General features: G+C 66.1%; 27 protein-coding genes. 6 read left to right on the forward strand and 21 right to left on the reverse strand.

Annotated features, from left to right (window positions below; genetic code table 11):
• Positions 1-89: 89 nt before the first annotated feature.
• The 11 genes from LH390_RS07305 to hisD form a co-directional block, all read right to left on the reverse strand.
• Entirely contained in the window at positions 90-773 is a 684-nt protein-coding gene (locus LH390_RS07305; protein ID WP_227281937.1) for a TIGR02234 family membrane protein, read from the reverse strand.
• Entirely contained in the window at positions 770-1,129 is a 360-nt protein-coding gene (gene hisI, locus LH390_RS07310; RefSeq protein WP_227281936.1) for a phosphoribosyl-AMP cyclohydrolase, read from the reverse strand. Before hisI ends, LH390_RS07305 begins: the two co-directional genes overlap by 4 nt.
• Positions 1,129-1,890 (reverse strand): imidazole glycerol phosphate synthase subunit HisF, encoded by a 762-nt coding sequence (gene hisF, locus LH390_RS07315; protein WP_227281935.1) that lies wholly within the window; start codon positions 1,888-1,890, stop codon positions 1,129-1,131. Before hisF ends, hisI begins: the two co-directional genes overlap by 1 nt.
• Complete coding sequence (locus tag LH390_RS07320) at positions 1,887-2,717, reverse strand: inositol monophosphatase family protein (protein WP_227281934.1); 831 nt, start codon at positions 2,715-2,717, stop codon at positions 1,887-1,889. Before LH390_RS07320 ends, hisF begins: the two co-directional genes overlap by 4 nt.
• A complete protein-coding gene (priA, locus tag LH390_RS07325; protein ID WP_227281933.1) occupies positions 2,705-3,451 on the reverse strand; it encodes a bifunctional 1-(5-phosphoribosyl)-5-((5-phosphoribosylamino)methylideneamino)imidazole-4-carboxamide isomerase/phosphoribosylanthranilate isomerase PriA in 747 nt (248 codons plus the stop codon). The genes LH390_RS07320 and priA overlap by 13 nt, the downstream gene beginning before the upstream one ends.
• A gap of 152 nt (positions 3,452-3,603) precedes the next feature.
• Positions 3,604-4,239 carry an imidazole glycerol phosphate synthase subunit HisH gene (hisH, locus tag LH390_RS07330; protein WP_227281932.1) on the reverse strand — a complete coding sequence of 212 codons (636 nt, stop codon included), beginning with the start codon at positions 4,237-4,239 and terminating at the stop codon, positions 3,604-3,606.
• Positions 4,240-4,265: 26 nt separating this feature from the next.
• The gene (locus LH390_RS07335) at positions 4,266-5,675 is read right to left on the reverse strand and encodes an MFS transporter (RefSeq protein ID WP_227281931.1); all 1,410 of its coding nucleotides are present in this window, start codon (positions 5,673-5,675) and stop codon (positions 4,266-4,268) included.
• Positions 5,676-5,882, reverse strand: coding sequence for a hypothetical protein (locus tag LH390_RS07340; RefSeq protein WP_227281930.1), 207 nt, complete (start codon positions 5,880-5,882; stop codon positions 5,676-5,678).
• A gap of 4 nt (positions 5,883-5,886) precedes the next feature.
• Complete coding sequence (gene hisB, locus LH390_RS07345; RefSeq protein ID WP_227281929.1) at positions 5,887-6,492, reverse strand: imidazoleglycerol-phosphate dehydratase HisB; 606 nt, start codon at positions 6,490-6,492, stop codon at positions 5,887-5,889.
• Positions 6,489-7,595: a histidinol-phosphate transaminase gene (locus tag LH390_RS07350; protein WP_274709561.1), complete on the reverse strand. Its 1,107-nt coding sequence runs from the start codon at positions 7,593-7,595 to the stop codon at positions 6,489-6,491. The genes hisB and LH390_RS07350 overlap by 4 nt, the downstream gene beginning before the upstream one ends.
• A 4-nt stretch (positions 7,596-7,599) precedes the next feature.
• A complete protein-coding gene (hisD, locus tag LH390_RS07355; protein ID WP_227337358.1) occupies positions 7,600-8,919 on the reverse strand; it encodes a histidinol dehydrogenase in 1,320 nt (439 codons plus the stop codon).
• Positions 8,920-9,422: 503 nt separating this feature from the next.
• Here hisD and LH390_RS07360 point away from each other — a divergent pair.
• Complete coding sequence (locus LH390_RS07360; RefSeq protein ID WP_227281927.1) at positions 9,423-10,499, forward strand: type III secretion system chaperone family protein; 1,077 nt, start codon at positions 9,423-9,425, stop codon at positions 10,497-10,499.
• Between the two features lie 29 nt (positions 10,500-10,528).
• Here LH390_RS07360 and LH390_RS07365 read toward each other — a convergent pair whose 3' ends face one another.
• Complete coding sequence (locus LH390_RS07365; protein ID WP_227281926.1) at positions 10,529-11,083, reverse strand: hypothetical protein; 555 nt, start codon at positions 11,081-11,083, stop codon at positions 10,529-10,531.
• Complete coding sequence (locus LH390_RS07370; RefSeq protein WP_227281925.1) at positions 11,074-11,775, reverse strand: hypothetical protein; 702 nt, start codon at positions 11,773-11,775, stop codon at positions 11,074-11,076. Before LH390_RS07370 ends, LH390_RS07365 begins: the two co-directional genes overlap by 10 nt.
• Positions 11,776-11,899: 124 nt before the next feature.
• Here LH390_RS07370 and LH390_RS07375 point away from each other — a divergent pair, with 124 nt between their 5' ends.
• The 4 genes from LH390_RS07375 to LH390_RS07390 are packed head-to-tail and all read left to right on the forward strand — an operon-like array spanning position 11,900 to position 15,479.
• On the forward strand, positions 11,900-12,466 hold the full coding sequence (locus tag LH390_RS07375; protein ID WP_227281924.1) for a TetR/AcrR family transcriptional regulator: 567 nt from the start codon (positions 11,900-11,902) through the stop codon (positions 12,464-12,466).
• Positions 12,467-12,471: 5 nt separating this feature from the next.
• Entirely contained in the window at positions 12,472-13,842 is a 1,371-nt protein-coding gene (locus LH390_RS07380; RefSeq protein ID WP_227281923.1) for a 3'-5' exonuclease, read from the forward strand.
• 42 nt (positions 13,843-13,884) lie between these two features.
• Positions 13,885-14,433 carry a hypothetical protein gene (locus LH390_RS07385; RefSeq protein WP_227281922.1) on the forward strand — a complete coding sequence of 183 codons (549 nt, stop codon included), beginning with the start codon at positions 13,885-13,887 and terminating at the stop codon, positions 14,431-14,433.
• A 35-nt stretch (positions 14,434-14,468) separates the two neighbouring features.
• Positions 14,469-15,479 carry a GTP pyrophosphokinase gene (locus LH390_RS07390; protein ID WP_227281921.1) on the forward strand — a complete coding sequence of 337 codons (1,011 nt, stop codon included), beginning with the start codon at positions 14,469-14,471 and terminating at the stop codon, positions 15,477-15,479.
• 141 nt (positions 15,480-15,620) lie between these two features.
• Here the strand turns inward: LH390_RS07390 and LH390_RS07395 are convergent, their stop codons facing one another.
• The 4 genes from LH390_RS07395 to ilvA are packed head-to-tail and all read right to left on the reverse strand — an operon-like array spanning position 15,621 to position 18,244.
• Entirely contained in the window at positions 15,621-16,016 is a 396-nt protein-coding gene (locus LH390_RS07395) for an RNA-binding S4 domain-containing protein (RefSeq protein ID WP_227281920.1), read from the reverse strand.
• Between the two features lie 12 nt (positions 16,017-16,028).
• A complete protein-coding gene (locus LH390_RS07400; RefSeq protein ID WP_227281919.1) occupies positions 16,029-16,265 on the reverse strand; it encodes a hypothetical protein in 237 nt (78 codons plus the stop codon).
• A 10-nt stretch (positions 16,266-16,275) separates the two neighbouring features.
• Positions 16,276-16,920 carry a YigZ family protein gene (locus LH390_RS07405; RefSeq protein ID WP_227281918.1) on the reverse strand — a complete coding sequence of 215 codons (645 nt, stop codon included), beginning with the start codon at positions 16,918-16,920 and terminating at the stop codon, positions 16,276-16,278.
• Between the two features lie 13 nt (positions 16,921-16,933).
• Positions 16,934-18,244, reverse strand: a complete 1,311-nt coding sequence (gene ilvA / locus LH390_RS07410) for a threonine ammonia-lyase IlvA (protein ID WP_227337359.1) — start codon at positions 18,242-18,244, stop codon at positions 16,934-16,936.
• A 288-nt stretch (positions 18,245-18,532) separates the two neighbouring features.
• Here ilvA and LH390_RS07415 point away from each other — a divergent pair, with 288 nt between their 5' ends.
• Positions 18,533-19,669 carry an alpha/beta hydrolase gene (locus LH390_RS07415; protein ID WP_227281916.1) on the forward strand — a complete coding sequence of 379 codons (1,137 nt, stop codon included), beginning with the start codon at positions 18,533-18,535 and terminating at the stop codon, positions 19,667-19,669.
• Positions 19,670-19,672: 3 nt separating this feature from the next.
• On the opposite strand, the gene LH390_RS07420 is transcribed toward LH390_RS07415, so the two are convergent.
• From LH390_RS07420 to LH390_RS07435, 4 genes are all read right to left on the reverse strand, one after another.
• Positions 19,673-20,884 carry a cobalamin-independent methionine synthase II family protein gene (locus LH390_RS07420; RefSeq protein ID WP_227288186.1) on the reverse strand — a complete coding sequence of 404 codons (1,212 nt, stop codon included), beginning with the start codon at positions 20,882-20,884 and terminating at the stop codon, positions 19,673-19,675.
• Between the two features lie 95 nt (positions 20,885-20,979).
• Positions 20,980-21,699 (reverse strand): type 1 glutamine amidotransferase domain-containing protein, encoded by a 720-nt coding sequence (locus LH390_RS07425; RefSeq protein WP_227281914.1) that lies wholly within the window; start codon positions 21,697-21,699, stop codon positions 20,980-20,982.
• Between the two features lie 121 nt (positions 21,700-21,820).
• Positions 21,821-25,384: a DNA polymerase III subunit alpha gene (gene dnaE, locus LH390_RS07430; RefSeq protein WP_227281913.1), complete on the reverse strand. Its 3,564-nt coding sequence runs from the start codon at positions 25,382-25,384 to the stop codon at positions 21,821-21,823.
• Between the two features lie 74 nt (positions 25,385-25,458).
• Entirely contained in the window at positions 25,459-26,328 is an 870-nt protein-coding gene (locus LH390_RS07435; RefSeq protein WP_227281912.1) for an alpha/beta hydrolase, read from the reverse strand.
• Between the last annotated feature and the right edge of the window lies 1 nt (position 26,329).

Here is a 26,329-nt window from a genome sequence, read left to right on the forward strand (position 1 = left end):
GTTGCCTCCCGCTTGTACCGGTTGCCAGCGTGGCAGGTGCTGTCCATTCCTGCAGTTGATGGTATCCCCCCGGCCCACAGGACTGAAAATCAGCCGCGATTTTCATTCGGAGTTGGTCCCGGTTGCGTATCAGTCGGGTCAATATCCGCATCCAGGGCGTCCCACAACACCCGGCCTGATTCCTCCGACAATCCGGCTGCGCCGTGCTCGTCCTGCTCCGCCAGCTGCGCACGCACCTTGTGGGTGCGCTGTGCCGGGCGTTCGTAGCGGCGCGTCCGCGCACCGTCTGCTCCTGGGCGCACGACCAGCACTATTGCCGCGCACAGGGCCACGGCCGCCGCGAGCAAGACCAGTACCGGGCCGAGCGCGGCCACGTCCGTGGCGGTGATCTGGGACCATTCGGAGATGCTGACGGGGTGGTTGGCGCGCTGGCTGGTGGTCCCGTGGGTTAACAGGTCAAAAGCGCGCTGCGGATCTGCGCCAGAGATCAGGGTGGACACCGGGATCCAGGACACCAGCGCGGCGATGAGCGCGGCAAGCGCGCCGATGATGCGGCGGGCCAGCGACCGCACCACCAGGATGGCTACGGCTGCTGCCAGCAGGGCCAGCGCCCCTGCCCCGAGCCCGGGCGCCCAGCTCGCCCCGGTGATCGTCACGGAGGTGGGCCCGGACTTGTCATCGAATGCGCTGACGTCGATCCAGGTCATTCGGGAGGCGAGCCACCATACCGCGGCGCTGGCGAGGAGGATCGCCGCGGTGATGCGGGCCTTCATTGTTGCTCCTGCGCGAGGAGGACATCGGCGTCGAAGCAGGTGCGGTCCCCCGTGTGGCAGGCGCCGCCGGTCTGGTCGACGCGCAGCAAGATGGCGTCACCGTCGCAGTCGAGGCGCACTTCCCGCACGGCCTGGGTGTGCCCCGAGGTTGCGCCCTTGACCCAGTATTCCTGGCGGGAGCGTGACCAGTAGGTGGCCTTGCGGGTGGCTAGGGTGGCCGCCAGCGCGGCGGCGTCCATCCACGCCAGCATGAGGACGGCCCCGGTGGTGGCGTCCTGCGCGATTGCCGGGACGAGTCCCGCGTCGTTGAAGGCGACCCGGCTGGCGATCTCTGGGTCAAGTGTTGGGGTATTCATCAGCGCACCTCGTGGCCGGTGTCGGCGAGTTCTTTTTTCACCGCGGCGATGCTGACCTTGCCAAAGTGGAAGATGGAGGCTGCGAGCACGGCGTCAGCGCCGGCGTCGATAGCCGGGGGGAAGTCCGCCGCGGCACCGGCGCCACCGGAGGCGATGATGGGGACATCGACGGCGCGGCGCACTGCGGCGATCAGTTCGGTGTCAAAGCCGTCCTGGGTGCCATCGGCATCCATCGAGTTGACCAGGATCTCCCCGGCGCCCAGGCGAGCGCCTTGGCGCGCCCACTCGATGGCGTCGACGCCCGCGGACTTTCTCCCGCCGTGGGTGGTGACCTCAAAACCGGAGGGCTGGTCTGCGCTGCGGCGGGCATCCAGGGACAACACGATGCACTGGTTGCCAAAGGTCTGGGCAAGCTCGGCGAGCAGTTCCGGGCGCCGCAGCGCCGCGGTGTTGACGGCTACCTTGTCGGCGCCGGCACGCAGCAGCTGCCTGACGTCCTCCACACTGCGCACCCCGCCGCCGACGGTCAGGGGGATAAACACCTGGTCTGCTGTGCGCCGCACCACCTCAAGCATGGTGCCGCGGCCAGCCGCCGAGGCGGAGACATCCAGAAACGTCAGCTCATCAATGCCCGCGGCGTCGTAGGCCGCGGCGAGCTCGACGGGATCGCCGGCATCCTTAAGGTCTGCAAAGCGCACCCCCTTGACCACCCGGCCGTCATCCACGTCCAGGCACGCGATTACTCGTACGGCCAGTGTCATCGTCGGTCCTTTCCGGAGGTCTTGACCTCGGTTGTTGTCTGTCTGATGGCGTCCATGATCGCCGCGTGCGCGCTCCGCGTCCCGGCGACGACGCCCTCCGAGTCCGCTGTCCATTCTTCCCCATCGACCCCGGTGACTACTCCCCCAGCCGCCCGGATCAGCGCCACCCCCGCCGCGTTGTCCCACACGTGCGGGGACAGCGACACCGCGCCGCCGAAAATCCCCTGCGCCACAAACGCCAGGTCTACCCCCACAGAACCGGTGATTCGGGGGCGGAGATACGTTTCCGCCAGCCGGGCGAGGAGGCCCTGCCGGACCATGCTGGGGAAAGAAGAGTCATCGGGGGAGGCCACGGAGGAAAAGCCCACCTGCGCGGTGAGGTTCGAGGAATCCCGCAGCGGCGGCATGGGCGTGCCGTCGACGAGCAGCGGGCCCCCGGCGATGGCCGATAGCCGACGGTGCAGCACCGGCACGGCGGTCAGCCCCAGGACTGGTTGGGCGTCGATAAGCAAACTCACCAGGATCGCGCAGAGCGGATTGCCCGCCGCGAAATTTGCGGTGCCGTCGATAGGGTCAACCACCCACACCGGATCCGTCCCCAGCGTGCCGCCCGTCTCCTCCCCCAGCACCGGGATGCCGGTCGCCTCAGTCAGCCGCCGGCGCAGGAAGGCCTCAATGTCCAGGTCCGCCTTGGTGGCAAAGTCGCCGGGGGCCTTCAGCCACGCCGGGCGGGAGCCCACGCACGCCAGGAAGTGCGACTGTGTCTCGTCAAGGATCTCCTGGGCCCACTGGTGCAGCGCGGGCAGCTCGTGAGCTAGCCGCGGCATGATCCTCCTACGACCTGCAACGCCTCCGCGAGGGTAAAGCGCCCCTCGTAGAGGGCCTTGCCCACAATCGCCGAATCAATCCCCTCGCTGCTAAACGCCGACAGCGCCACCAGATCATCCAGGCAGGAAATCCCGCCGCTGGCGGTGACCAGGGCATCCGTCGCCGCAGAGACCTCGCGCAACAATTCCACGTTCGGCCCCGCCAGCGTGCCGTCCTTGGACACGTCCGTGACCACCACCCGTGAGACCCCCGCGGCATCCAAACGCTCCAGGATCTCCCAGAAGTCACCGCCATCATCGACCCACCCCTTGCCCATGGCGCGCCAGGACCCACCAATATTGCTGGCGGCCAGGTCCACCGCGACGCGATCGCCATGGCGGGCAATAACATCGGCGATCCACTCCGGATGAGCCAGCGCCGCGGTACCGATGTTCACCCGGCGCGCCCCCGTGGCCAGCGCCCGCTCTAAGGTGGCATCATCACGAATACCGCCGGTGAGCTCCACCTGCATAGACACCGTTGAGACGATTTGCTTGAGCAGCTCAAAGTTAGATCCCCGCCCGAAAGCGGCATCAAGATCCACCAGGTGAAGCCACTGCGCCCCCTGGTCCTGCCACTCCTGCGCCGCGGCCACCGGATCGCCGTAGGACTTCTCGGTCCCGGCAACGCCCTTTTCTAGCCGAACCGCCTGGCCGGAAACCACATCAACAGCAGGTAACACAGTAAGAGTCATGCTGCCCCAGTCTAGTCATCTCCGCGGCGGTCCACCGGCAGACCGCCTGGCGTGTGCCGGTTAGCTCGCGCTTTGCGACGCCACCCCTGCCGCACCCCGCCAGCACACCTCGCCGCCGCGACCCGCCGCCGCAACCCCCGCCCAAGCTGGCGCTAGAGGGTACCCATCCAGTTGGCCAGCACCTGCGCGCCGGCATCCCCGGACTTTTCCGGGTGGAACTGCGTGGCCCACAGCGCCGAGTTTTCCACCGCGGCCACGAAGCGATCGCCGCCGTGGCTGGACCAGGCGACCTGGGGGGCGCGGGTGAGCTCGTCGGTAGTCAGTTCCCAGTTGCGCACCCCATAGGAGTGCACAAAATAAAAGCGGGTGGACTCATCCAGGCCAGCGAACATGGGGCAATCGGCGGGTGCGTCCACTGTGTTCCACCCCATGTGCGGCAGCACATCCGCCTGGAGCGCTTCGACGGTGCCCGGCCATTGCCCGCATCCCGGCGTGCGCACGCCGTGTTCGGTGCCGTAGTCGAACATGACCTGGAGGCCCACGCAGATGCCCAATACCGGGCGTCCGCCGGCCAGGCGCTGCCCAATGATCCGCGGCCCGTGGATGGCGTTGAGGCCTTCCATGCACGCGCTAAAGGCCCCGACCCCCGGCACCACCAGGCCGTCTGCCTCCGTGGCTGCGTGCGGGTCAGAGGTGATGGTCACGCGCGCGCCAACACGCTCCAGGGCGCGCTGCACCGAACGAAGGTTGCCCGCGCCGTAGTCAAGAATTGCCACTGAGGAAGCCATGCCCGCCATCCTAACGGGTCCGTGGCTTAGTCTTGGCCTTCGTGGTCCTTCTTGGTGGGGTCAAGGCGTTCGATGCGCCCGCGGACCGTAGGACCCTGCTGTTGCGGCATGAGCAGCGAGTGGCGCACCTTGCGGGCCTGCAGCACCGCCGCGCGGGCCATGGGAATCTGGCGCAGCCGGGCGCGCGTGTTGGAGTATTCGGTGATCCGGTGGCGCCCCACGATGGCGTCGCCCACCGTGAGCACCAACCCCACCGCCACGAGGGCCGCCCCGACGGCGAAGGCCCCGGAGTACGCCAGCTGCGCCGCCACCGCGCCGAGGATGAAGGAGCCCAGCCCGGTGCCGGCATCGTAGGAGGCGTTCCAGATCGCCGAGGCGTCAGACACGCGGCTGCGCGGCAGGCGCAGGAACATGGTCAGCAGGGCCTCGTTTTGTACCAGGCCAAAGCCGCCACCGAAGGCGATCGCCGCGATGATGAGGTACCACACCGGCCACTCGTAGTAGAGCACCACGGCCATCAGCGCCACGCCCGCGCCGCCGAGAATCTGGCCGGGGATCATGGTCACCCCAGGCCGCCCGCGGCGATCCGCGATGATCCCGGAGGCGTAGCGCAGCGCCATGATGGCCCCGCCGACGATGGACAGCATCACGCCACCAATCACCGCCCCGGTGTGGGCATCAAGTTCCCGGACGGCGACCGGCAGGAACGACGAGACCGCCCCGAAGCTCATGGACAGGGACGTCACCGCCAGCGCCGGCACCGTGACCAGCTTCCACGTGGATACCGCCGGCAGGTGGTGGCGCTGTGCGGGGTCCTGCGGGGCGCTTGTCGATGCCTTGATCCGCGGGATGCGCAGGCACATCACCCCCGCAACCACTGCGACAACCGCCGCGGCGATGCACACCGAAGTAAAGCCCAGTGGGGTATCCAGCATTGCCATGCCCACCGGCAAGAACAGCATCTGGGCCAGCCCCACGAACACGCCCAACGTGCCGGAGGCTTTACCCAGCAGGCGCACCGGAACGAGCTCGGCGATCAGCGCGGATTCTGCCACCGTCAGCGCCCCAAAACCCACCCCGCGGATGGCTGAAAACAGCAATGCAGGCAGCGCCGACATACCCAGCAGGTAGCCCAGGGCGGGAACCCCGAGCGTGACCGCGGCGGCAACCATGACCGGGTTGTAGCCAAAGCGACGCAGCGCCCGCGGCGTGAGTACCTGGGTGACAACGGTGGCCACCATGAAAATGCCGGTGGTCGCGCCGGCGAGGGTGCGCGAGCCACCCTGATCAATGACCTGCGCGGGAATGACCGGCAGCAGCAGGGACCAGGCGCCGAAGGCACAGGCCACGGCAATGAGCGTGGGCACGTAGCCAGGGGCCTTCCACAAGCTTGTCACCTGCGGCTGATTCGCCTGGCTACCGCCCTGCTGCGTCACTTACGTCACTCCTCCTATAAGCCACACGATTGCTGCCACCAGCGCCAGCGTTGCTAACACTGCGGCCACCATTGTCAACAGCTTCGACCCATGCTGATAGGCCGACCACGTCGCCCCCACCAAAAGCCCCGCCACGGCGAAGAGTACATACACCTGCCAGGCGTTTGGGGAAGCAGCATCCTGGGCAACTGTAGCAACGGTGTCCATGCCTCTAGAGTGCCCCCTTCGTCGACGGAATGCCGTGCACCCTGGGGTCGTGTTCCACAGCCTGGCGCAGCGCCCGCGCCACTGCCTTGTACTCCGCCTCCGTGATGTGGTGAGGATCACGCCCACGGCGACACGTCAGGTGCAGAGTCGCACGCGCATGGAAGGCCAAGGTTTCAAAGAAGTGCCGGTTGATCACCGTGGCGTAGTGCCCGCCGATGATCTGGTGGACCATGTGATCCGGCTCCCCCTCGCCCACAAAATAAGGGCGGCCCGACAAGTCAATGACGGCCTCAACCAGTGTCTCATCCATGGGCAACAGTTGGGACCCAAAGCGCCGAATGCCCGCCTTGTCCCCCACCGCCTGATCGATGGCCTGGCCTAGGACGATGGCGGTGTCCTCCACGGTGTGGTGGGCATCAATGTCAATGTCTCCGCGGCAGGAGACCTCCAGGTCAAAGCTGCCGTGGACGCCAAAGGCCGTGAGCATGTGGTTAAAAAACGGCAGGCCGGTGTCAATGCGGGTGGTGCCCGAGCCGTCAAGATCGATGCTGACGGTGATGTCCGATTCGCTGGTTGTCCGGGTGACGGTGGCGCGTCGAGAGGCGGTCACAGGGTGGTCCTTTCATATTCTGCTGCGGCGGCGAGGAAGGCATCATTTTCCTCCGGCACACCGATGGTGGCGCGCAGGTATCCCGGCACGCCGACGTCGCGGACGAGCACGCCGCGGTCCAAGAAGAACTGCCACGCCTCATGCTGGTCCTTGAAATCCCCGAAGAAAACAAAGTTGGCCTCGCTGGGGCTGACCGAGAAGCCGGACTGGGCAAGGCCGGCGGCAACCCGCTCGCGCTCCTGGACCAGCGCCTCCACCGTGGCCAGCGTGTCTGCGGCGTGATCCAGCGCCACGATCGCGGCCACCTGAGACAGCGTGGACAGGTGATACGGCAGGCGCACCAACAAGGCCGCCTCCACGAAGGCGGAGGCCGCAACGAAGTAGCCCAGGCGCCCGCCAGCAAAATCAAACGCCTTGGACATGGTGCGGGAGACCACCAGGCTGGTGGGATACTGCGCAAGCAAGCTGACCGCCGAGGGGGCGGAGGAAAACTCCATGTAGGCCTCGTCGACGATGACGATTCCCGGCGCGGCCTGGACAATGCGCTCGATGTCCGCCAGGGGCGTGACATGGCCCGTCGGATTGTTGGGCGTGGTGATGAACACCACCTCCGGGCGGTGCTGCTCAATGGCCTCCAGGGCGGCGGGGACGTCAATCCTAAAGTCCGCGCTGCGGGGCACCGCCACGAACTCAGTATTGGTGGCCTGCGCCAGCAGCGGGTGCATGGAGTAGCTGGGCACAAAGCCCAACGCGGTGCGACCCGGCCCGGCGAAAGCCTGAAGGAGCTGCTGGAGGACCTCGTTGGAGCCGTTGGCCGCCCACACGTTGTCCACCCCCACGTGCACCCCGGTGCGCTCGGTGATGTAGGCGGCAAGCTTGGTGCGCAACGCGGTGGCATCGCGGTCGGGGTAGCGGTTGAGTTCGCCGGCGTGCGTGCGCACCGCGGCCACGAGGGCGTCGATAAGCGCAGGCGACGGCGGGTAGGGGTTTTCGTTGGTGTTGAGGCGGACGGGAACGTCCAACTGCGGGGCGCCGTAGGCGGAACTGGCCTTGAGCTCCGCGCGCAGCGGCAGGTCGGACAGGGCCGGTTGGGGAATGGTCATGGCGCTAATCCTCCTGGGCATTCTGGGTCCGGGCCCGCACGGCCTCTCCGTGCGCGGGCAGATCCTCCGCATCGGCCATCGCCACGATCGCATCAGCAACCTGCGCCAACGCCGCGCGGTCATAGTCGATGAGGTTGACCGGCCGCAGGAAGGTGTGCGTGGACAACCCCGGGTTAAAGCGCGCCGTCCCGGAGGTGGGCAGCACGTGGTTCGACCCCGCCACATAGTCGCCCAGCGGCACCGGCGCATACGGGCCAACAAAGATCGCGCCAGCATGCCGGATCGCCTCCGCATCCGCGCGCGCGTTGCGCGTGATCACCTCCAGGTGCTCAGCGGCATACGCATCCGCCACCTTCCGGGCAACCTCAATGGAATCGACCAGGACAATGCCCGACTGGCTGCCCTGCAACGCCTCCGCCACCCGCTCGTGGTTGCGGGTGACCTGATAGCGCTGCTCGATCTCCCGGTCCACGGCATCGGCCAGCTCCACGCTATCGGTGATCAGCACGCTGGCAGCCAGCGGATCATGCTCCGCCTGGCTAATCAGGTCATAAGCCACCCACACCGGATCGGCCGAAGAATCCGCCACGATAGCAATCTCCGTAGGACCGGCCTCCGCGTCCGTGCCCACAATCCCACGGACCAGGCGCTTGGCCGCCGTGACAAAAATATTGCCCGGGCCCGTGACCATGTCCACCGGCTCCAAACCGTGCTCATCATCGCCATAGGCCAGCAACGCCACCGCCTGCGCGCCGCCAACCGCCCAGACCTCATCGACGCCCAGCAGGCGCGCCGCGGCGAGGATCGTCGGGTGCGGCCAGCCATCGCACTCAGCCTGCGGCGGCGAGGCGATCACCAAAGACTCCACCCCCGCCTCCTGGGCCGGAACCACATTCATGATCACGCTCGACGGATACACCGCCTTGCCGCCCGGCACATACAACCCCACCCGCTCGACCGGCAAAAACACCTCAGTTACCGCAGCCCCGGGCGCCAAGGTCGTCGTGTGCGCAGCGGGGCGCTGATCGGCGTGCACCTTACGCACCCGCTCGATCATGACCTCCATCGCCGCCTTGACCTGCGGATCCAGCGCCTCCACGGCCGCAGAGATCACCGCCTCCGGAACGCGGATCGCCGGCGGAACAGCGCCGTCAAAACGCTGGGAAAACTCATTCGCCGCGGCCACACCCCCCTCGCGGACCTGCGCAATAATCGGCGCAACGGTATCGATCATGGAAGCCACATCCGTCCCGCCGCGCGGCAACACCCGACGCAACGAACTTGTGGTGGGTACCTGCCCAGTGAGGTCAATACGATTCAGCATGGCTCATCTACTCTTCTTGTGCTTTGGTGTATTTTTCTTGTCGCACCCCGCCAGCCGCCGCCGTGGCAGGCCGCAAGGCACCACGGTCAACGCCCGACATAGCGCGCATCGGTCGATGACAACAGAGACATGTATGCATCCGGTCAGCGTCATGCATGCATCCAGCGCGGCGGGACCGAACCGGCCCCCAGCGGGCAAACAGGCGGAAAATATGCCGTCACCCGCACAATAGCTGGTTTACCCATTGTAGCTATCGTCGGTGCAACCGCCGCATTGGCCAATCCTGGGCTCAGCTCTCGGGCTCGGCTCCTGGGTATTTTCGGCGCCTTGGGCGTCCTGGACGCGAGCCCGAGGTTCAGCGGGAACCGCCCCCTCCGGGGCCGCCCAGATGATTTTCGGGACATAGCCAGCGTCTTTCCAGATACCGCCACGTACGGTTGACCGCACACCGATTCAAGGCCATCATTGTCACCACTAGACCACCGGCTCGAGGGAGGACCACCGTGCACGCCTCCGCCAGCAATGCTCCCCGCCCAGTCACCCTGGCGCGCATCATTAGCGCGCTCGACTCGCTGGGGCATCGTCACCATGAGGGCGCCGATCGTGCCATCATTCCCGCGCTGCACCACCGCACCACCGTGTACCTGTGCGGGCCCTCAGGCGGCTTTCCCGTCCTGGTCATGGCCGTCACCCTGCGGCGCCGGTTGCCCATGTCTTACGCCACCCTCATCGCGGAATGTCTCAACGAATGGCACTGCTACCACTGCGATCCCGCGCTGAGCTTGTGGCTGAGCGACGACGCCTCTGTCGAGGTCACCGGCCACTCCAGCATCTCCATTGCCCCCGGCCTGACGGATGCACAACTGTCCACCGCCCTATCCGCCGGCATTGCCAACGCCACCCGGGCCGTGAGCTGGATTATTGAGCACCTACCCGAGCTTGCCGCCGACGGCGCCGACGCCATCGGCCCCGCCTCCTCTCCCGCCGCCCAAGCCCGCCTCCGCGCCGACCTCGACGCCCTGGGCGAACCACTGGCACACATCATCTCCGACCCCGCCGGGCCTGCGCGCATGCTCCACCCCAGCTCCCCGCGCCACACCGGGGCCGCCTACCAGGACCACCCGCGCGACGACGGCACCCTGGGCGCCAGCCCACACCCGCTGTCTGTTGAGCGGCTGCGCGAGGTCCTCCACGACGTCGGGGTGCGGCGCACCAGCGTCGAAGGCGCCACGATCACCGCCTGGATCAATGACATCCCCTTCAACTTCACGCTCGACCCCACCCCTCAACTACTCATTCGCGCCCGCTGGGATACCGAACTCGATCCCCGCACCCAGACCCTCAGGACGCTTTTGACCTGCTCAGACGCCTCGCGTTCCCCGTGGACTGCACGCACCTTTTGCACCATCGATGACCAACAGCTGCACCTCAATGCAGAACTGACCCTGCCCGCAGCAGCTGGCTATAACAACGCCCAACTAGTCCACCATCTCGCGCTATCCATGAGCACCGTGCTCGCCGCCATAGATACGGTGAGCACCCAGCTGTCGGGCACCTCCGCGGTGCACTGGCCCCGCTAAATCCCGGCCCCGTTACTCCTGGCCAGCGCCTATCCGCGGTCCACCAGGACGCAGCACCAATACGCCAGGGCTGCGCACAGCGCAGGAAACAGCGCCACAATGCCGCCTGGGCGCACCGCGGCAGGAAGCCGCACCTGCATGCCCTCATGCACCGAACCCCACTCCGGTACGGGCACCATCCACCCGGCCACCTGTTGGCCCACGGCGGCAAAGACAATGCTCGCGCCCGCCACCACCAGCGCTATCCACCACAGCATGGCCAGCCCGCGGCTGCGTTTCGAGCGGGCATACACCGCCACGGCAAGCAACATCCCCAGGCCCGCGCAGGAGACCACCAGCGCCACCCAGTAGGCGAACATGGTGTTTCCCGGCGCCCCAGACAGGGTGACCACCCCGCCGCCTGCCACCACCCCCACCAACGTGGGCCGAACGGCACCCCAGATCGCCCCGCCGAGAGCAAACACAACGAGCACGAGCGTCATCGTCCCGGCACCTGCGCCCACGAGTGCGCGCCGCCGTGACTGCTCGGCGCTGGCGGGTGCGGAGTCATCGCCGCGCGCCGAGTGATCAGGGATTAATCGCAAAATGTCCAGGCCCCGCCCTCACGCTCAAAGCGCTGCACCGCCGACTGCGGGCCTTCTTTGCCGCTGACCGTGACGGTGGCACTGGCCCGGTCGCCGTTGACCAGCACGTCTGTGACGTCAAGGACATCCGACTGGCCCTGCCCGGTGCCGGGGAAGGAATCCAGGGGCACGTCCGGAACCGAATCCAGGTTGAATGCTTCCCGCCCGCCGTTGGCGGCCAGCACCCGCTGGCAGGTGTGATCCGGCAGGTAGCCGATCTTGGAGCGCATCGTGTGTTGATCATTAAAGCCCATGACGAGGGTCCTAATCCCCGCCTCGTCCGCCGGGCTCGGGGGCACGCCGCCCTCAATGGGGAGCTTTCCTGTCACCCCTGGGCCGGAGTTGCCCAACACTTCCGCGTCATTTTCCACCTTGGGCGATCCCTCCGGGGCGGGCCCCTGATTGGGGGTAGCGCCCTGCTGCGGGTGCGCCGCGTCAGACGTGGGGGCGGCGCTGGCGGACTGCTGTGCTGAGGTGGGGGCTACCGCAGTGCTGCTGGGGCTGCCCGCTGCGCCGACGCTACTCGACGCCGCCGTGGTCCCCGCCTCCGAATCTGCAGCATCATCTGCATGTCCACCGCATCCACCAAGCAGTACTGCCACGGCTCCTGCGGCCACAGCAAGGACGGTCTTGGGCACAGATGCATTCGCCACTGGAAGAACCTCCAAATTGGTCGGCGTTTTCTTGAGCGGCCAGTCTACCGGCTCAAGTTCACGCCCAGACTATCGCCATTGCCCCCTGGCCCTGTTACCTGTGCGCCCGTATAAGGTGGGCGGGGTGCACCTGTCGCGCGAGAAGATCGTAGCCGCCGCCTTGCAGATCCTGGACCAGTATGGCCTGGCGGATCTGTCTATGCGGCGACTTGCCACCGGCCTTGGGGTCGCGCCGGGGGCCCTTTATTGGCACATTCCGAACAAGCAGCACCTCATCGAATTCATGGCGCAATCCATGCTTTCTTCCCTGCTCAACCCCCCTACACAGCCGCTGAGCCCCAACGAGTTTGCCCGCACGCTGCGTAACCTGGTGCTCGCCCACACTGACGGCGGCGAGGTCCTCGTCGCCGGGCTATCCATGCCGGGGTTGCGGGACCAACTGACCCAGCGTGCCCAGGACGTCATGCGCGCAGCGCACGCCCCCGCCCCGGCGCTTGCGGCGCAGGTGCTTATCGACGCCATCGTTGGGGCAGTATTAGTAGAACAATCACAGGTTCAGCTCGCGCAGCTGACCGGCCAGCCCACCGCCCAGGACGCTGCCGCGGGCGATGCCCAGCAGCGCGAGGATCACTTCTGCGCCAAGATCGCGGTGGTCCTCGCCGGCTGCGCTGGCCCCGAAGAAAGGACATAAGCCCCGTGATCCCGGCCCATGGCGCCACGCTTAGCTTCACCTCCAGCGAGGTCACCGTCACCTACGGTGCCCTCCTAGCTGCGCTTACCGGGCGCGCCAGCGATACGGTGCCGTTGCGCCACATCACCGGCATTGCCACGCAGCCGCCCACCGCATTAAGCGGCGGGTGGGTAGATATCGCGCGTGACGACGCCCCCGACCTGCGGGTGCGCTTCTCCCCGCGCGCCGACCGGGAGGCCGCAGCCTTTGCCGATGCGTTAAGCGCCGCCCAGCGCGGCGAGACTCCCCCGACGATCGCGCCGGTGATCGGCCTGGACTTTGTCGCCCTCGACGTGGAGACCGCCAACGCGGATAACGCGTCCATCTGCCAGATCGGGGTGGTGCGCTACCGCGATGGCATCGCCGAGGACTCCGCGTCCTGGCTGTGCCAACCGCCGCAGCCCGTCTCCTACTTCGATTCGGCCAACGTGGCCATCCACGGGATCCGCGCCGAAGACGTCGCGCAGGCCCCAAGCTGTGCCGAAGCCATCGCGCAGGCAGTCGAGTTTGTGGGCACCGATGTCTTTGTGGCCCACAACGCTCAGTTCGATGCCTCAGCCCTCTTCCGGGCAAGCCGCGCCAGTGACAGCCCCGTCCCACAGCTGCGCTTCGGCTGTTCCCTGGCGCTGAGCCGGAGAAGCGACCTGTCCTTGAAAAACCACAAACTTCCCACCGTGGCTGAAGAGCTGGGCATCACCCCGGGGCGCCATCATGACGCACACGCTGATGCCCAGGCCTGCGGGGACATCGTCGTCGCCTTGGCCCGGCGCGAAGGCTTTAGCGGCAGCATTGACGAGTTTTTTGCCGCACACCGCTTCAGCCTGGGGCGCCTCGAGGAGGATCGCGTCTACCCCGTCTTGTCCATTCGCAAGGGCGCGACCGGGGCCACCGGGTCGGCCGGGAAGGCTGGGAAGGCTGGCCGCGCCGCCGCTGGGTCCACCTCCGCCGCGCACGAAGGCGCCCAGGGCGAGCTGTTTAGCGCCGCGAAGAAACCCAGGCGCGACCCCTGGAAGGCGGTGGCAACGCCCGACACCGTGCCTGAGGCCAACCCTGATGCCGATCCCCACGGTCTGCTCTTTGACCAGCACGTCACCTTGTCCGGGGACTTCGAGCCCTATGACAAGGGGCAGCTGTGGGCGGGTATCGCCCAGCGCGGCGGGCACGTGGGAAAGAACGTGACCAAGAAGACCACAATCCTTGTTGCCGGCGCCTGGACGACCAAGACCTCCAAGCACAAAAGGGCCGAGGAGCTCATCGCCGCCGGGCAGCATATTGACATCTGGACCGCCGATGAGCTCATCGCCGCCCTGGGGCTAGAGGAACAACCCCCGTTTTAGGGCAATGGGAACCATTCGGTTCCGGCAGCAGTCCAGTGAGGTATGACAATTGCTCCCTGTGCGCCCACCGCGCTGCGCCCAGTGTTGGTTGCCCAGCGCCACCGCGATCCGGCCCACCACCATGTCACGTTGTCGCGCGGTGTTGCCGCGCGACTGACCCTCGACGGCACGCCCGTGGATGCCACGCATCTCCACCAGCTGGGGTTGACCATGCACCAGGCCTGGGATGCGGCCGCGTGCAACCTTGTGCGGCTGGCCCAGTTCCCCTTGGGGACCAGGTTTATGACGCGCCCGGCCAGCTGCCTTGATCCGGGATTGCGCGGAGCAGCACAGGTAGACACCCCCGGCGCTGACCCGACGGCCTGGCTGGCCCACCCCTATTCTTTTTCCGTGCTGCACAAGCATCTGACGAGTCTGTGCCGCGGTGTGGAGCCCGCCTACATCGTGGTGCGGCCCGGGGTGCTGTTGTGCAGCCCGCTGCCGGTGCGCACGACGGTGTTGGCCCGGTGTGCCACGCTGGCGGCTGAGGCTGGGGAGCTACCCAGCTTGGGTCCGCTGATCTACCGCCACGGCTTTGCATCGCTAGAGTAACCCGGCCCGGGCTCGGGCTAGACTGGTTGGCCAATATGAATGACAATCCCGTCGCCCAATTGGGCAATGACTATCACCGCTGGATCACCACTCACCCGCATGCCTCCGCGGACTTTGTCGCCGCCATCGAGGAGCTGCTCAGCGACGCCGGCGTCACCTACGATCGCATCGTCGCGCGCGTGAAAACCTGGCCGTCGCTCAAAGCCAAGGCCTACAAACGCGATGCCACGGGCTCCCCGGTCTACCCGGATCCCTGGCAAAACATCCATGACCTTGTGGGGGTTCGGGTGACCACCTACCATTCCACGGAGATTCCGGTGGCCATCGCGGTGCTGCGGCAATCCTTTAGCGTCGTCCGCTCCGTTGATAAGACCGCGGAGACGCGCATCGCCGGGAACTTTGGCTACGGATCCCACCACCTGGTGCTGCGCATCGAGCCGAATACGGAGGGCCTGGAGGACTACGCGGGCTTTGTCTTCGAGGTCCAGGTGCGCACGGTCCTCCAGCACGCGTGGGCTGAATTTGAGCACGACATTCGCTATAAGAGCGGCGCCACCCAGCTCGACCCGCGCGTGGACCGGGCGTTTACCCTCGCCGCGGGGCTCATCGAATTGGCGGATCAGCAGTTCGACCAGATTGCTACTTTGCAGGGCTCGCAGCAAGACACCAAGGAGGACGTGGAGCTGAGCGCGGAGATCCTTCCCGGGGTTTTGAGCATGCTCGTGGGCACGCGTTTTCCACGGTCCCGCTCTGACCACTACCGCTGGCTGTCTGAGCTGCTCGCCCGCAACGGGATTACCCATGTAGGCCAGCTGCGCGAGCTCCTCAATGAGGAGGACATTTCCGCGGTGAGTTCCGCAATGGCCTACCGCTATCAGCCCGGACAAGTGCGCATCATTGACGATCTTCTGCTGGCCCGCTTTGGGCGCGACCACATTGCCCGAACGGGCGATACGGGCAATCGCTCGGAACAGCGTCCCCGACGTTTGGAGCGCCGCCTGGCCGCGTTACGCGCTGCGGGAGTAAGCCCGCGTCCGAGCGTGTAGCATGGCCCCGCACCTGACATCTAGCACGAGGAGAAGTGCCCGTTGTTTTCTACCATCCTTGACCAATTGACCGACTTCATTCACGTGTGGGGGCTGGCAATCGCTGAGCAGATTGCCAACCTGTTGCACATCGAGGGTTAGTCACTCCGAGCGCCCCAGCAGCCTGTCGAGCTGCCGGCGCTCCTTTTTTGTCGGCCGCCCGGCACCGCGATCACGCACGGGGGCCGCGGCGTACATCTCCCGCGGGGGTGGCGGCGGAGTGTGGTCGAGGTAGCAGGTTTGTGCAATGGCAGCGCCCACGCGGCGGCGCACCGTGGCGGTGACCTCGACGTCCTTTTCGCGGTGGTGGGCCCACACCCGCACACGATCGCCGGGAACGACCTGTTGAGAAGGTTTAACCGCCATCCCATTGATTTTGATGTGCCCGGCGCGGCAGGCGTCCGCGGCTTCGGATCGGGTTTTCAGCAGGCGCACCGCCCACACCCAGGCGTCGATGCGCACCGGCTCGCTGCCGGGCAGGTTTGTCTGGGAAACCATGATGGGCGCCGCCTAGTAGGCGTCCTTGTGGTTGACAATGCGCTGGATACGCAGCCAGTTGTAGCCGCCCCCGACCACTGCGACGATGAGCCCGAGTACCAGCCAGACCAGCAGGTGGTGGCTCAGGAGCCCGAGGGCTAGTCCGCCGACCACCCCGACGCCGGCGGTGATTACGCCGTTGCGTGCCAATCGGCGGACCTCTTGTTTGCGTGCGACGATGGGATTGTTGGGCTGGGACTGGATGGTCATGGCCAACAGTCTAGCGTTCCACCCAGTCCTCGCCAGCGGCCTGCAGGCGGGCCTTCCCGCCCGTGATGGCCGCCAGCGCGGCGTCGAGTTGCGGCCTGCCTCCCGGGACGCACCCCAGGGTTGCGGTGACTTGCGCGGCGTAGGAGACGTCGAGAAGCGAGATGCCGCGTTGGCGCACTTCGGCGAGGTGGCGGCCCGCGTCGCTGTGGCTCAGCTCCACGGTGTAGATCTCCTGCCTGGCGCGCTCGACCTGCGCGACGAGCGGAAGGGTCTCGCCCACGGAATTGGAGTAGGCGTGCACGAGCCCGCCGGCGCCGAGCTTGATGCCGCCGAAGTAGCGCACCACCACCGCCGCGATGTCGAGCATGCCGGAGCCGCGAAGCTGTTCGAGCATGGGGCGCCCGGCGGTGCCGGAGGGCTCGCCGTCGTCGGAGGAGCGTTCGACGGGCTGGGCTGCGGGCACATGGTAGATGTAGGCGCTGCAATGGTGGCGTGCCGTCGGGTGCTGGGCGCGCACCTCGTCGAGGAACGCGCGGGCGGAGCGCTCATCGCTGACGCGGCGGATGTAGGTGAGGAAGCGGGATCGCTTGATCTCTAGCTCGTGGCTCCACGTGGTTCCGGCCTGGGGCAGCCGGTAGGCGGTGTCGCAGTCCATGGCGGGCCTGGGGCTAGATCAGGAATCCGTACTCGGGGGTGCCGGGGTGGAGCTGCTGGCAGTCGAAGTCGATGTCCTCCATGCGGGTGAGCAGGCCCTCGAGGTCCGCGGCGTTGCCAAGTTGGATGCCCACCAGGGCGGCGCCGGTCTCCCGGTCGTTGCGCTTGAGGTATTCAAAGCGGGTGATGTCATCGTTGGGGCCCAGCACATCGGAGACGAATGCGCGCAGCTGGCCTGGCTTTTGCATGAAGTTGACCAGGAAGTAGTGCTTGAGCCCCCGGTCGACCAGGGAGCGTTCCATGACCTCGTTGTAGCGCAGGACGTCATTGTTGCCCCCGGAGATGATGCACACGACGATCTCTCCGGGCCGGAAGGTGCGCTGACTCAGCGCGGTGACGGACAGCGCGCCCGCGGGTTCGGCAATGATCCCCTCGTTTTGGTACAGCTCGAGCATGGAGGTGCAGACGGCGCCTTCGGAGACACTCATCACGTCCAGGCGATCCTGGTTGCGCTCGACTACGGACCAGTTGACGTCACCGATGCGCTTGACCGACGCGCCATCAACAAACGGGTCAACGTGCTCGAGGGTGACCGGGCCGCCATGCTCCAGCGCCGCGGTCAGGGAGGCCGCACCACTCGGCTCCACGCCAATGACCTGCGTCGCCGGCGACATGTCCGCCACATAGCTTAAGACCCCGGACAGCAGGCCCGCGCCGCCGACGGGCACGATCACCGTATCCACCGCGCGCCCCAGCGCCGTGAGCTGGCTGATGACCTCTGCGGCCACGGTGCCCTGTCCCACGATCGTCGCCGCGGAGTTGAAGGGCTCCACCACCACGGCCCCACGCTCGGCGGCATCCGCGCGGGCGGCTGCGGCGGCGTCATCAAACGTTGCCCCGGTGACCACCAGGTCCACCATCTCACCGCCGTGGACAAGGATGCGGTCCCGCTTCTGCTGGGGCGTGGGTTCCGGCACGAAGATCCGCGCCTTAATCCCCAGCGCCTTGCACGCATAGGCCACGCCCTGCGCATGGTTGCCTGCCGACGCCGCGACGATCCCCGCCGCGCGCTCCTCCTGGTTGAGCTGGCTGACCGCGTTGAAGGCGCCGCGGATCTTGTAGGAGCGCACGTCCTGGAGGTCTTCGCGCTTGAGGTAGATCTCCGCCCCCGTCGCCTCAGACAGCCGCGGGCAATACTGCAGCGGCGTCTGTGCGATGGCAGTAGAAATTCGTGCCTGCGCCAGCTGGATGTCAGCGGCGCGAATGGCGCTGACCGCCGGCGTGAGCGGAGACACGGAACTACGGACGGAAGCGGAATCAGTCATGGGGATACATAGTAGTACTCTCCACGCTTCCCGCCTGCGCGCGCACCGGCCCTGCGCTTATCGACGCCCCATTTCCCACAGGGCGACCGTATCCGGTGCGGGTTTTCCTTCCCGCCCCTCTGCTAGTTACCCCACAATTGGGGTGAACCAAAGAATTTCTCCGCTGTACTTCTAGCCTTACCGGCTAATTGACTTATACAATGAGTGCACCACGTCACTTGAGTCCGCGCCGCCCACCTTTCTTCGGCGACAGCGAACCCACACACCGTTGGAAAGGACCGCACCACCATGACCGCACTGACCCGGCGCGCAACCCGCCGCACCCTTGCCGCCGCCATGACAGCCAGCATGATCCTCGCCGCCACGCCCGCGCTGGCCGAGGAACTGTCAGCACCCCTGCCCGTCGACCCCTACAGCATCGGACTTCCCACCGACCTGCCCAACCTGCCGCACAACATCGGCGTTCCCGCCTCCGAGGGATCCTCACAGCAGGGCGTCACCGGAGTCCTGCTCACCGCCCCCTACTCCCATGAGGCAGGCGCAATCCGGAAGGAATTCGGCGCACCCGGACCCCACCCCGTGGCCTACACCAACCAGATCCGCACCTGCTCCGACCTATTTTTCTCCCTCTACAACTTTGGCACCCACTTCGCGCAGGGAACCAACGCGCCCGTGCAGTGCTCCGGGACGTTCCCCTCAGGTCCGGAAAGCCCCTTCGGCTACCAGTTCGTCTACCCCGCTGACCTCAACGCCGCGGCCGGCCCCGCGCCGCTGGTGGTCATGAGCCCCGGCATCGGATCCGAGCCCGGCAACATCACCCCCCAGGCGTCCTTCTACGCCTCGCACGGCTACGTGGTGGCCATTGGCTACAACTTCACCAACTGGCTCGGTGGCCAGGTTGAGGCCGCGGCCGCCGGGGCCATTGAGGCCAACGCCAACCCGCAGCACCCCCTCCACGGGCTGATCGATACCTCCCAGACCATCCTGGTGGGACACTCCGCCGGCGGTGGATCCGTCATCCGCGTGGCCAACACCATCGAGCAGGCGGTCTCCCAGGCCGGCGCCGGCGACTTCAAGGTCGCCGGAGTGGTGGGCGTCAACCCCGGGCCGGCCGACTTTGGGCTCGCCTCCCCCGCCACCGACAAGCCGCTGTTGATCCTGGCGGCTGAAAACGAGTCCCTGGTCCCCCACCCGCTGTCGCGGCTCCTGTGGGACCGGGCCACCGGGCCGAAGTGGTGGTCAGTCATCGATGGCGCCTTCCACGGCACCTTCTTTGACCCCACCGACCGCAACGTCTACGGCTCCCTGATCATGGCGTTCGCGGAATACAACCGCACCCACTCGCCCCGGTCCACCGCCGTCTTTGAAGGCGACGGGCTGGCCAGCGACAGCGAGCTGCTGCGGGTGGAGCGCGCCAACGTCTAGGCGCTAGAACAGCTGCTTGCTGGCCAGGCGGGCGCCCTCCACCAGCGCCTCCAGCTTCGCCCACGCGATCTGGTGGTGCAGGCGTCCGCCCAGCCCACAGTCAGTAGAGGCGATCACGCGCTGCGGACCAACCAGCTCCGCGAAGGTGACAATGCGGTCCGCAATGACCTGCGGGTGCTCCACGGCGTTCATCGAGTGCGAGACCACGCCCGGGTAGATGACCGTGCCCTCCGGCAGGGCGTGATCGCGCCACACGCGCCACTCGTGGGCATGGCGTGGGGAGGCACCCTCGAAGGAGAAGCCGCCAACCTGCGCACGCAGGATCTCCTCAATAATCGCCTCGAAGGGCACATCCGTGGTGTGCGGGCCATGCCAGGAACCCCAGCAGATGTGCAGGCGGGTCTGTTCGCGGGGCAGGCCCTTGAGCGCAGAGTTAATCGCGTCGATGCGGATGCGCAGCCAGGCGCAATAGTCCTCGACGCTCGGCTCCGGGTTGATCTGATCCCACGCCTCAGCCAGGTCCGGGGCGTCAAGCTGCACGGTCAACCCCGCGTCCGTGATCGCCTTGTATTCGTGGTGGAGCGCGTCCGCGCAGGCCTGAACCACGGCGGTGTCGTCGTGGTAGTACTCGTCCTTGAGGCGGGCCGCGGCGCCGGGGGAAATCGCCGCGATGAAGCCGTTGCTCGGGCTGGAGCCGGCGTTGGTCAGGGCGTGCGTTAACAGCCGGGCATCCGTGGCCACCTCATCGCCGCCAATATAGGTAATCGGCCCGGTGAACTTGGGGTTGCCCACCTTGGCGCGGCCGGTGAAAATGCCGGAGTCCGGGTCCTCATAGGCCTCGGAGAACAGCTGGCGGTCGCGGCGGTCCTGGAAGGAGGTCAGGGCAATGTTGCCGGGGGTGGAGCGCACCACTTCCTGGTTGGCCCAGCGGTCCTCCTCGGTCATGGTCAGGCCGCCGAGGCGGGAGAAAATGTAGTTCCACCAGGCGCCGTAGTCCACCGCGCCGGAGGTCACGTGGCCGTATTCGCCCTCATTGACAATGTCAATGCCCAGGTCCACCTGGCGCTTGACCACCGCATCGACGCTGGCCTGGAGGATAGAGAAGAACTCCTCCTCGGCGATCTCCCCGGCTGCGCGGCGCAGGTTGGCCTCCAGCAGCTCAGGTGTACGCGGCAGGGAACCGACGTGGGTGGTCAGGATGTGATCGTTGGGCACTTGCTTCCTACTTTCTACTAGCGATGGACCTCCACCAGCATAGTAGACAGCACTGTTCATTTTGGCGCTTTTTATTCGTAGCCCCTCACCTGGGGTTATGCGCGCCCCGCCAGATCCCGAATCAGGGTATCCGCCAAAGCCTGGGACGACTGCGGATTCTGCCCCGTATACAGGTTGCCGTCCACCACCACGTGCGGCAGCAGCGGCAGCCCCTTGCGGTAGCTGATGCCCGCGGCCACCAGCTCATCTTCCAACAGCCAGCGCGCACGCCGGGAAAAGGGGTTGAGCAGCTCCTCGCGGTTAGACAGCCCCGTCATCTCACGGCCCGCAAAGACGTTGGAGCCATCGGACCTGCGTGCGGCCAGCACCGCGGCCGGGCCGTGGCAGATCAGCGCCAGGGCACGCCCAGAAATCAGCCGGTGGGCAAGCAGCGCCCCCGAGACATCGTCATAGGCCAGGTCCTCCATCGGGCCGTGACCCCCGGGGTAGAAGATGAGGTCAAAGTCATCGCTGCGGGAGGCGGCGTCGACAAGCGCCATCGGGCGCGCCAGCACATCGCGCATGCGTTCCAGCTGCGCGCGGATGTTCCGCAGCTTCCAGGGCGTCGCCGCGGTCACGCCCAGACTCGCCTGATCGATCGTGGGCTCCACCCCACCCGGGGTGGCCACCGTCACCGACCATCCCGCCGACTCCATCAGGCGAAAAGGAACAGCCACCTCTTCCGCCCACACGCCCGAGGGGTGAACCTCCCCTTCACGCAACGTCCACCGATCAGCTCCGGAAAGAACAAACAACGCCCGCAATTGCCCAGCCATGAGGTCTCCTTGAACACCGCGCCACCAACCGGAGCTCACGGCCCTGGGGGGCGGGCGTCGAGCGAACTTCAGTCACTCGCCTAGTGCCTTTCCGGCCCCCAGGGGCAGCGCCGGTCCATTTTTAGCCCAAAATACCCGTTCCCATGGTTGCTTTGAGATCCCCCATCAGGGACGCATCCCGGTTGACCCGCAGGTGCTCGCCCAGGACCACCAACGCGGAATCCTCGCCGCACACTAAGTTGAGGTAGACATCCGAATCCCCATGGTTAGCCAGCAGGACCTCCTTGAGGCGAGCGATTGTCTCCGGGGTGCACTGGTCGGTGCGCATAGTCAGGCGCAAGGGCAAGCCACTGGCGCTGCCGGGGCCCAAGTCCGGGACGCGCAAATCATCGCAAAACAGGCTCATCCGGTCATCGCGGATGGACACATGCGCCTTTGCCAAAATGATATTGTCTTCCACAATTTGCGCACTGACCAACGCATAGACCTTGTTAAACACAAGCAAATCGATGGAGGCACCATTGTGGTCTTCGACGGTGACAATTGCCCACGGTGACCCATCCTTCTTAGAGAACCTCCGGTCCACCCCGGAAATGATGCCTCCGATGGTCACCTCCTGGCCGTGGCGAGCCTCCCCGCCAAGCAGGGTGGTCAGCTGGGTATCCGTCTGCGCATCCAGGGCCTGCTCATAGCCGTCGAGGGGGTGGCCCGAGACGTACAGGCCCAGCATCTCCCGCTCGAGGGCCAACTTGTGCTTGCGGTCCCATTCCATATCCGGAACCTCAATGGCAAAGACGTTATCCACCGCCTCGTCGCCGTCCCCGGCCAATCCCGCAAAGAGGTCAAACTGGCCCTTATCCGCCGCCTTCTTGGTGGCAGTGACGGAATCCACCGCGTCTTCATGGATGAGCTGAAGGCCCTTGCGCGGGTGGTCCAAGGAATCGAATGCCCCCGCCATAATCAGCGATTCAGTAATCCGCTTCGAGCACGGCAGCAGGTCAATCTTTTCCAAATAGTCGCCAAAGTCCTTGAAATCACCCTTGGCTTCCCGGGTGGCCACGATGGAGTCCACCACTTCCTGGCCCACGTTGCGGATAGCACCCAGACCAAAGCGGATGTCCTCGCCGACGGCCATGAAGTCGTTGTATGAGGAGTTGACGTCTGGGGAGAGCACCCGAATGCCCAGGTGCCGGCAATCCGACAGGTAAATCGCGGACTTATCCTTCTTGTCCGCCACCGAGGACAACAGCGCGGCCATGTATTCCGGGGCGTAGTGGGCTTTGAGGTAGGCCGTCCAGAAGGACACCAGGCCGTAGCCGGCCGCGTGTGACTTGTTAAACGCGTAGGAGGCAAAGGGCTCGATGGTGCCCCACAGGGCGTCCACGGCGTCCTTGGAGTAGCCGTTGTCCTTCATGCCTCCGGCGAATTTCTCATACTGCTTGGCCAGCACCTCGGGCTTCTTCTTACCCATGGCCTTACGGAAGTTATCGGCTTCACCGGCGGTGTAGTTGGCCACCTTTTGGGAGATACGCATGATCTGCTCTTGGTAGACGATGAGGCCGTAGGTCTCATCAAGAATCTCGCGCAGCGGCTCTTCTAGCTCCGGGTGGATGGGGGTAATGGGCTTGCGGCCGTTTTTGCGGTCCGCGTAGTCCCAGTGGGCGTTCACGCCCATGGGGCCGGGTCGGTAGAGCGCCAGGGAGGCAACAATGTCCTTAAACCCGGTCGGTTGCATGCGCTTGAGCAGTTCTTGCATGCCGCCACTATCCAGCTGGAACACGCCCAGGGTGTCGCCGCGACCCAGCAGCTCGTAGACGGCTTCGTCCTCGGTGGACAGGGTCTCCAGGTGGACGTCTTCGCCCCGGTTGTGCTTGATGTTGTCAATCGCATCGCCGATGACGGTGAGGTTGCGCAGGCCCAGGAAGTCCATCTTCAGCAGGCCGATGGCCTCGCACGCCGGGTAGTCCCAGCCGGTGATCAGCGCGCCGTCGGCAGCGCGCTTCCACATGGGGATGTGCTCGAGCAGCGGGACCGACGCCATAATCACCGCGCAGGCGTGCACGCCGGCCTGGCGGACCACACCCTCAAGCCCGCGGGCGGTTTCATAGATCTGCTTGACGTCCGGGTCCGACTCAATGAGGCTACGCACCTCCCCGGCCTCCGCGTAGCGGGGGTGGGAGGAATCTGTGATGCCGGACAGCGGAATGTCCTTGGCCATGATGGCCGGCGGCAGGGCCTTGGTGATGCGGTCGGCGATTTGGTAGCCGGGCTGGCCGAACTGCACGCGGGCGGAGTCCTTGATGGCCTGCTTGGTTTTCACCGTGCCAAAGGTGATGACCTGCGCGATCTTGTCCTCTCCCCAGCGCTGGGCGGCGTAGCGGATCATCTCGCCGCGGCGGCGATCATCAAAGTCAATATCAATATCGGGGGCAGACGGGCGCTCGGGGTTCAAGAAGCGCTCGAAGAGCAGGTCATGCTCGATGGGATCAATGTTGGTAATGGTCAACGCGTAGGCCACCAGGGCACCGGCGGCGGAACCACGGCCCGGCCCAACACGAATGCCCACCTTTCGCGCGTGTTTGATCAGCTCCGCGACGATGAGGAAGTAGGAGGGGTAGCCCTTCATGTCAATGACGGAGATCTCATATTGGGCGCGGTCGAGGTATTCCTGTGGGACCGGCGAGTCCGGGAAACGCGCTTTGAGCCCCTCCATGACCTCATGGGTCAGCCAGGAGGTGGGGGTTTCGCCTTCCGGCACGTCGGCGATGGGCATCCGGTCATGGGGGTGTTCCTCCCACAGCTCGGAGTAGTCCCCTACCCGCTCGGCGATCCACAGGGTGTTATCGCACCCATCGGGCACCAGGTCATCCCACAGTTCGCGCATCTGGGCGGCGGACTTGATGTAGTAGCCGGTGCCGCCGAACTTGAAACGGTCCGGGTCGTGCAGGGTCTTGCCGGTTTGCACGCACAGCATGGCCTCGTGGGGCTTGGCCTGGCTTTCTAGGACGTAGTGGCAGTCATTGGTCACCAGGGGCGGCAGGTTGAGCTTTTGGCCGATTTCTAAAAGTTCGGAGCGCACCCGGGTTTCAATGTCCAGGCCGTGGTCCATCAGCTCGAGGAAGTAGTTGTCCTTGCCGTAGATGTCTTGCCACATGGCTGCCGCTTCGAGGGCCTTATCAAATTGCCCGAGCCGCAGGCGCGTTTGCACGTCGCCTGAGGGGCACCCGGTGGTGGCGATGACGCCGTCCGCGTGCTCGGCGACCAGGTCTGCGTCCATGCGTGGCCACTTGCCCAGCTGGCCTTCATAGGAGGCCATGGAGGACAGGAAGAACAGGTTGCGCAGGCCCGTGGCGTTTTCTGCCAGCATGGTCTGGTGCAGGTAGGCGCCGGAGGCGGAGACATCGTCTGACTTTTGGTAGGGCTCACCCCAGCGCACGCGGTTTTTGTTAAACCGCGACTCGGGTGCCATGTAGGCTTCGATGCCAATGATCGGCTTGATGCCGGAGGAGACCATTTTGCGGTAGAAGGCGTTGGAACCAAACATGTTGCCGTGGTCTGTGATGCCCACGGCGGGCATGTCTTGGCGCTGGACTTCCTCGGCAAGCATGTCCACCTTGGCCATGCCGTCGAGCATGGAGTACTCGGTGTGGTTGTGCAGGTGGACGAACGAGGACTTCTTGGCCATGGCCGACATTCTATCGGCCCGCGCAAGTCACCCCACTCGGCTTGTCACTGCCCTCATACGCAGCCAATAATCGGCTACGCCTGGCCGAGGCAGCCGACCAGCCACGCCACTGCGCGCTCCATCGCCGCCACCACCACTGGGGCCTGCGGCGCGACGTTGTCACAGTCGTGCACCCCGCCGGGGATGATGTCCAGTTCGACGGGCACCCCTGCGGCGGCCAGCTGTTGGGCGTAGGCGCGGTCTTCGGCGTAGAACAGGTCCGCATCACCAACCACAAGATAGGTCTGCGGCAGGCTCGGGTGGGCACGCAGTTCAGCTGTCATCACCGCAGGTGAGGTAGGACCCAGCAGTGCCTTCCAGGCATATTCATTGTCGCGGGCCGTCCACACGGGGTAGTCGGCGGTGGCGGTGGTGTGGGGGTCGAGCATGGGGTACCACAGCCACTGCGCGGCTGGCAGTGGCTGGCCGGTTGCAGCCAGGTGGTGGGTAGTTCGGGCGGCCAGGCCTGCGCCCGCGGATTGTCCGCCGATGATGATGCGCTGGGGCTCGACGCCAACGGCCTGGCAGGCGGCGTGGAGGGCCGCGACGGCGTCGTCGCGCTGGGCAGGATAGTGGTGCTGGGGGGCGAGCCGGTAGGACGCCGCGATGATGGGCACGCCCAGCCGGGCGGCGAGCATGCCGCACAGGGGATCGAGGCTAAAGGGGGACCCGGTGAGGTAGCCGCCGCCGTGAAAGAGCAGCACCGCAGCAGCAGCGTTCGCGGTGGTGGTCGAGTGGTGAATGCGCAGGTATCCGCCGGGGTAGGGGTGCATCTGGCAGGTAACGCCCGGGTGCGGGCGGGGCTGGGATTGGTGTGCTGCGAGCGCGGCAGCATCGGTGACATCGAGGTGCGGGGTGCGGGCCAGGGCGTCGATAAGCTGGGGGTGCACACGCGGGCTTGCCATG

The sequence above is a fragment of the Corynebacterium uberis genome (assembly GCF_020616335.1).
GTDB classification, from domain to species: domain Bacteria; phylum Actinomycetota; class Actinomycetes; order Mycobacteriales; family Mycobacteriaceae; genus Corynebacterium; species Corynebacterium uberis.

Bases quoted from the DNA above. Each gene is read 5' to 3' on its own strand.
- LH390_RS07305 (WP_227281937.1), bottom strand. From the start codon at position 773: ATGAAGGCCCGCATCACCGCGGCGATCCTCCTCGCCAGCGCCGCGGTA.
- hisI (WP_227281936.1), bottom strand. From the start codon at position 1,129: ATGAATACCCCAACACTTGACCCAGAGATCGCCAGCCGGGTCGCCTTC.
- hisF (WP_227281935.1), bottom strand. From the start codon at position 1,890: ATGACACTGGCCGTACGAGTAATCGCGTGCCTGGACGTGGATGACGGC.
- LH390_RS07320 (WP_227281934.1), bottom strand. From the start codon at position 2,717: ATGCCGCGGCTAGCTCACGAGCTGCCCGCGCTGCACCAGTGGGCCCAG.
- priA (WP_227281933.1), bottom strand. From the start codon at position 3,451: ATGACTCTTACTGTGTTACCTGCTGTTGATGTGGTTTCCGGCCAGGCG.
- hisH (WP_227281932.1), bottom strand. From the start codon at position 4,239: ATGGCTTCCTCAGTGGCAATTCTTGACTACGGCGCGGGCAACCTTCGT.
- LH390_RS07340 (WP_227281930.1), bottom strand. From the start codon at position 5,882: ATGGACACCGTTGCTACAGTTGCCCAGGATGCTGCTTCCCCAAACGCC.
- LH390_RS07350 (WP_274709561.1), bottom strand. From the start codon at position 7,595: ATGACCATTCCCCAACCGGCCCTGTCCGACCTGCCGCTGCGCGCGGAG.
- hisD (WP_227337358.1), bottom strand. From the start codon at position 8,919: ATGCTGAATCGTATTGACCTCACTGGGCAGGTACCCACCACAAGTTCG.
- LH390_RS07385 (WP_227281922.1), top strand. From the start codon at position 13,885: ATGACAATTGCTCCCTGTGCGCCCACCGCGCTGCGCCCAGTGTTGGTT.
- LH390_RS07390 (WP_227281921.1), top strand. From the start codon at position 14,469: ATGAATGACAATCCCGTCGCCCAATTGGGCAATGACTATCACCGCTGG.
- LH390_RS07395 (WP_227281920.1), bottom strand. From the start codon at position 16,016: ATGGTTTCCCAGACAAACCTGCCCGGCAGCGAGCCGGTGCGCATCGAC.
- LH390_RS07400 (WP_227281919.1), bottom strand. From the start codon at position 16,265: ATGACCATCCAGTCCCAGCCCAACAATCCCATCGTCGCACGCAAACAA.
- LH390_RS07405 (WP_227281918.1), bottom strand. From the start codon at position 16,920: ATGGACTGCGACACCGCCTACCGGCTGCCCCAGGCCGGAACCACGTGG.
- ilvA (WP_227337359.1), bottom strand. From the start codon at position 18,244: ATGACTGATTCCGCTTCCGTCCGTAGTTCCGTGTCTCCGCTCACGCCG.
- LH390_RS07415 (WP_227281916.1), top strand. From the start codon at position 18,533: ATGACCGCACTGACCCGGCGCGCAACCCGCCGCACCCTTGCCGCCGCC.
- LH390_RS07425 (WP_227281914.1), bottom strand. From the start codon at position 21,699: ATGGCTGGGCAATTGCGGGCGTTGTTTGTTCTTTCCGGAGCTGATCGG.
- dnaE (WP_227281913.1), bottom strand. From the start codon at position 25,384: ATGGCCAAGAAGTCCTCGTTCGTCCACCTGCACAACCACACCGAGTAC.
- LH390_RS07435 (WP_227281912.1), bottom strand. From the start codon at position 26,328: ATGGCAAGCCCGCGTGTGCACCCCCAGCTTATCGACGCCCTGGCCCGC.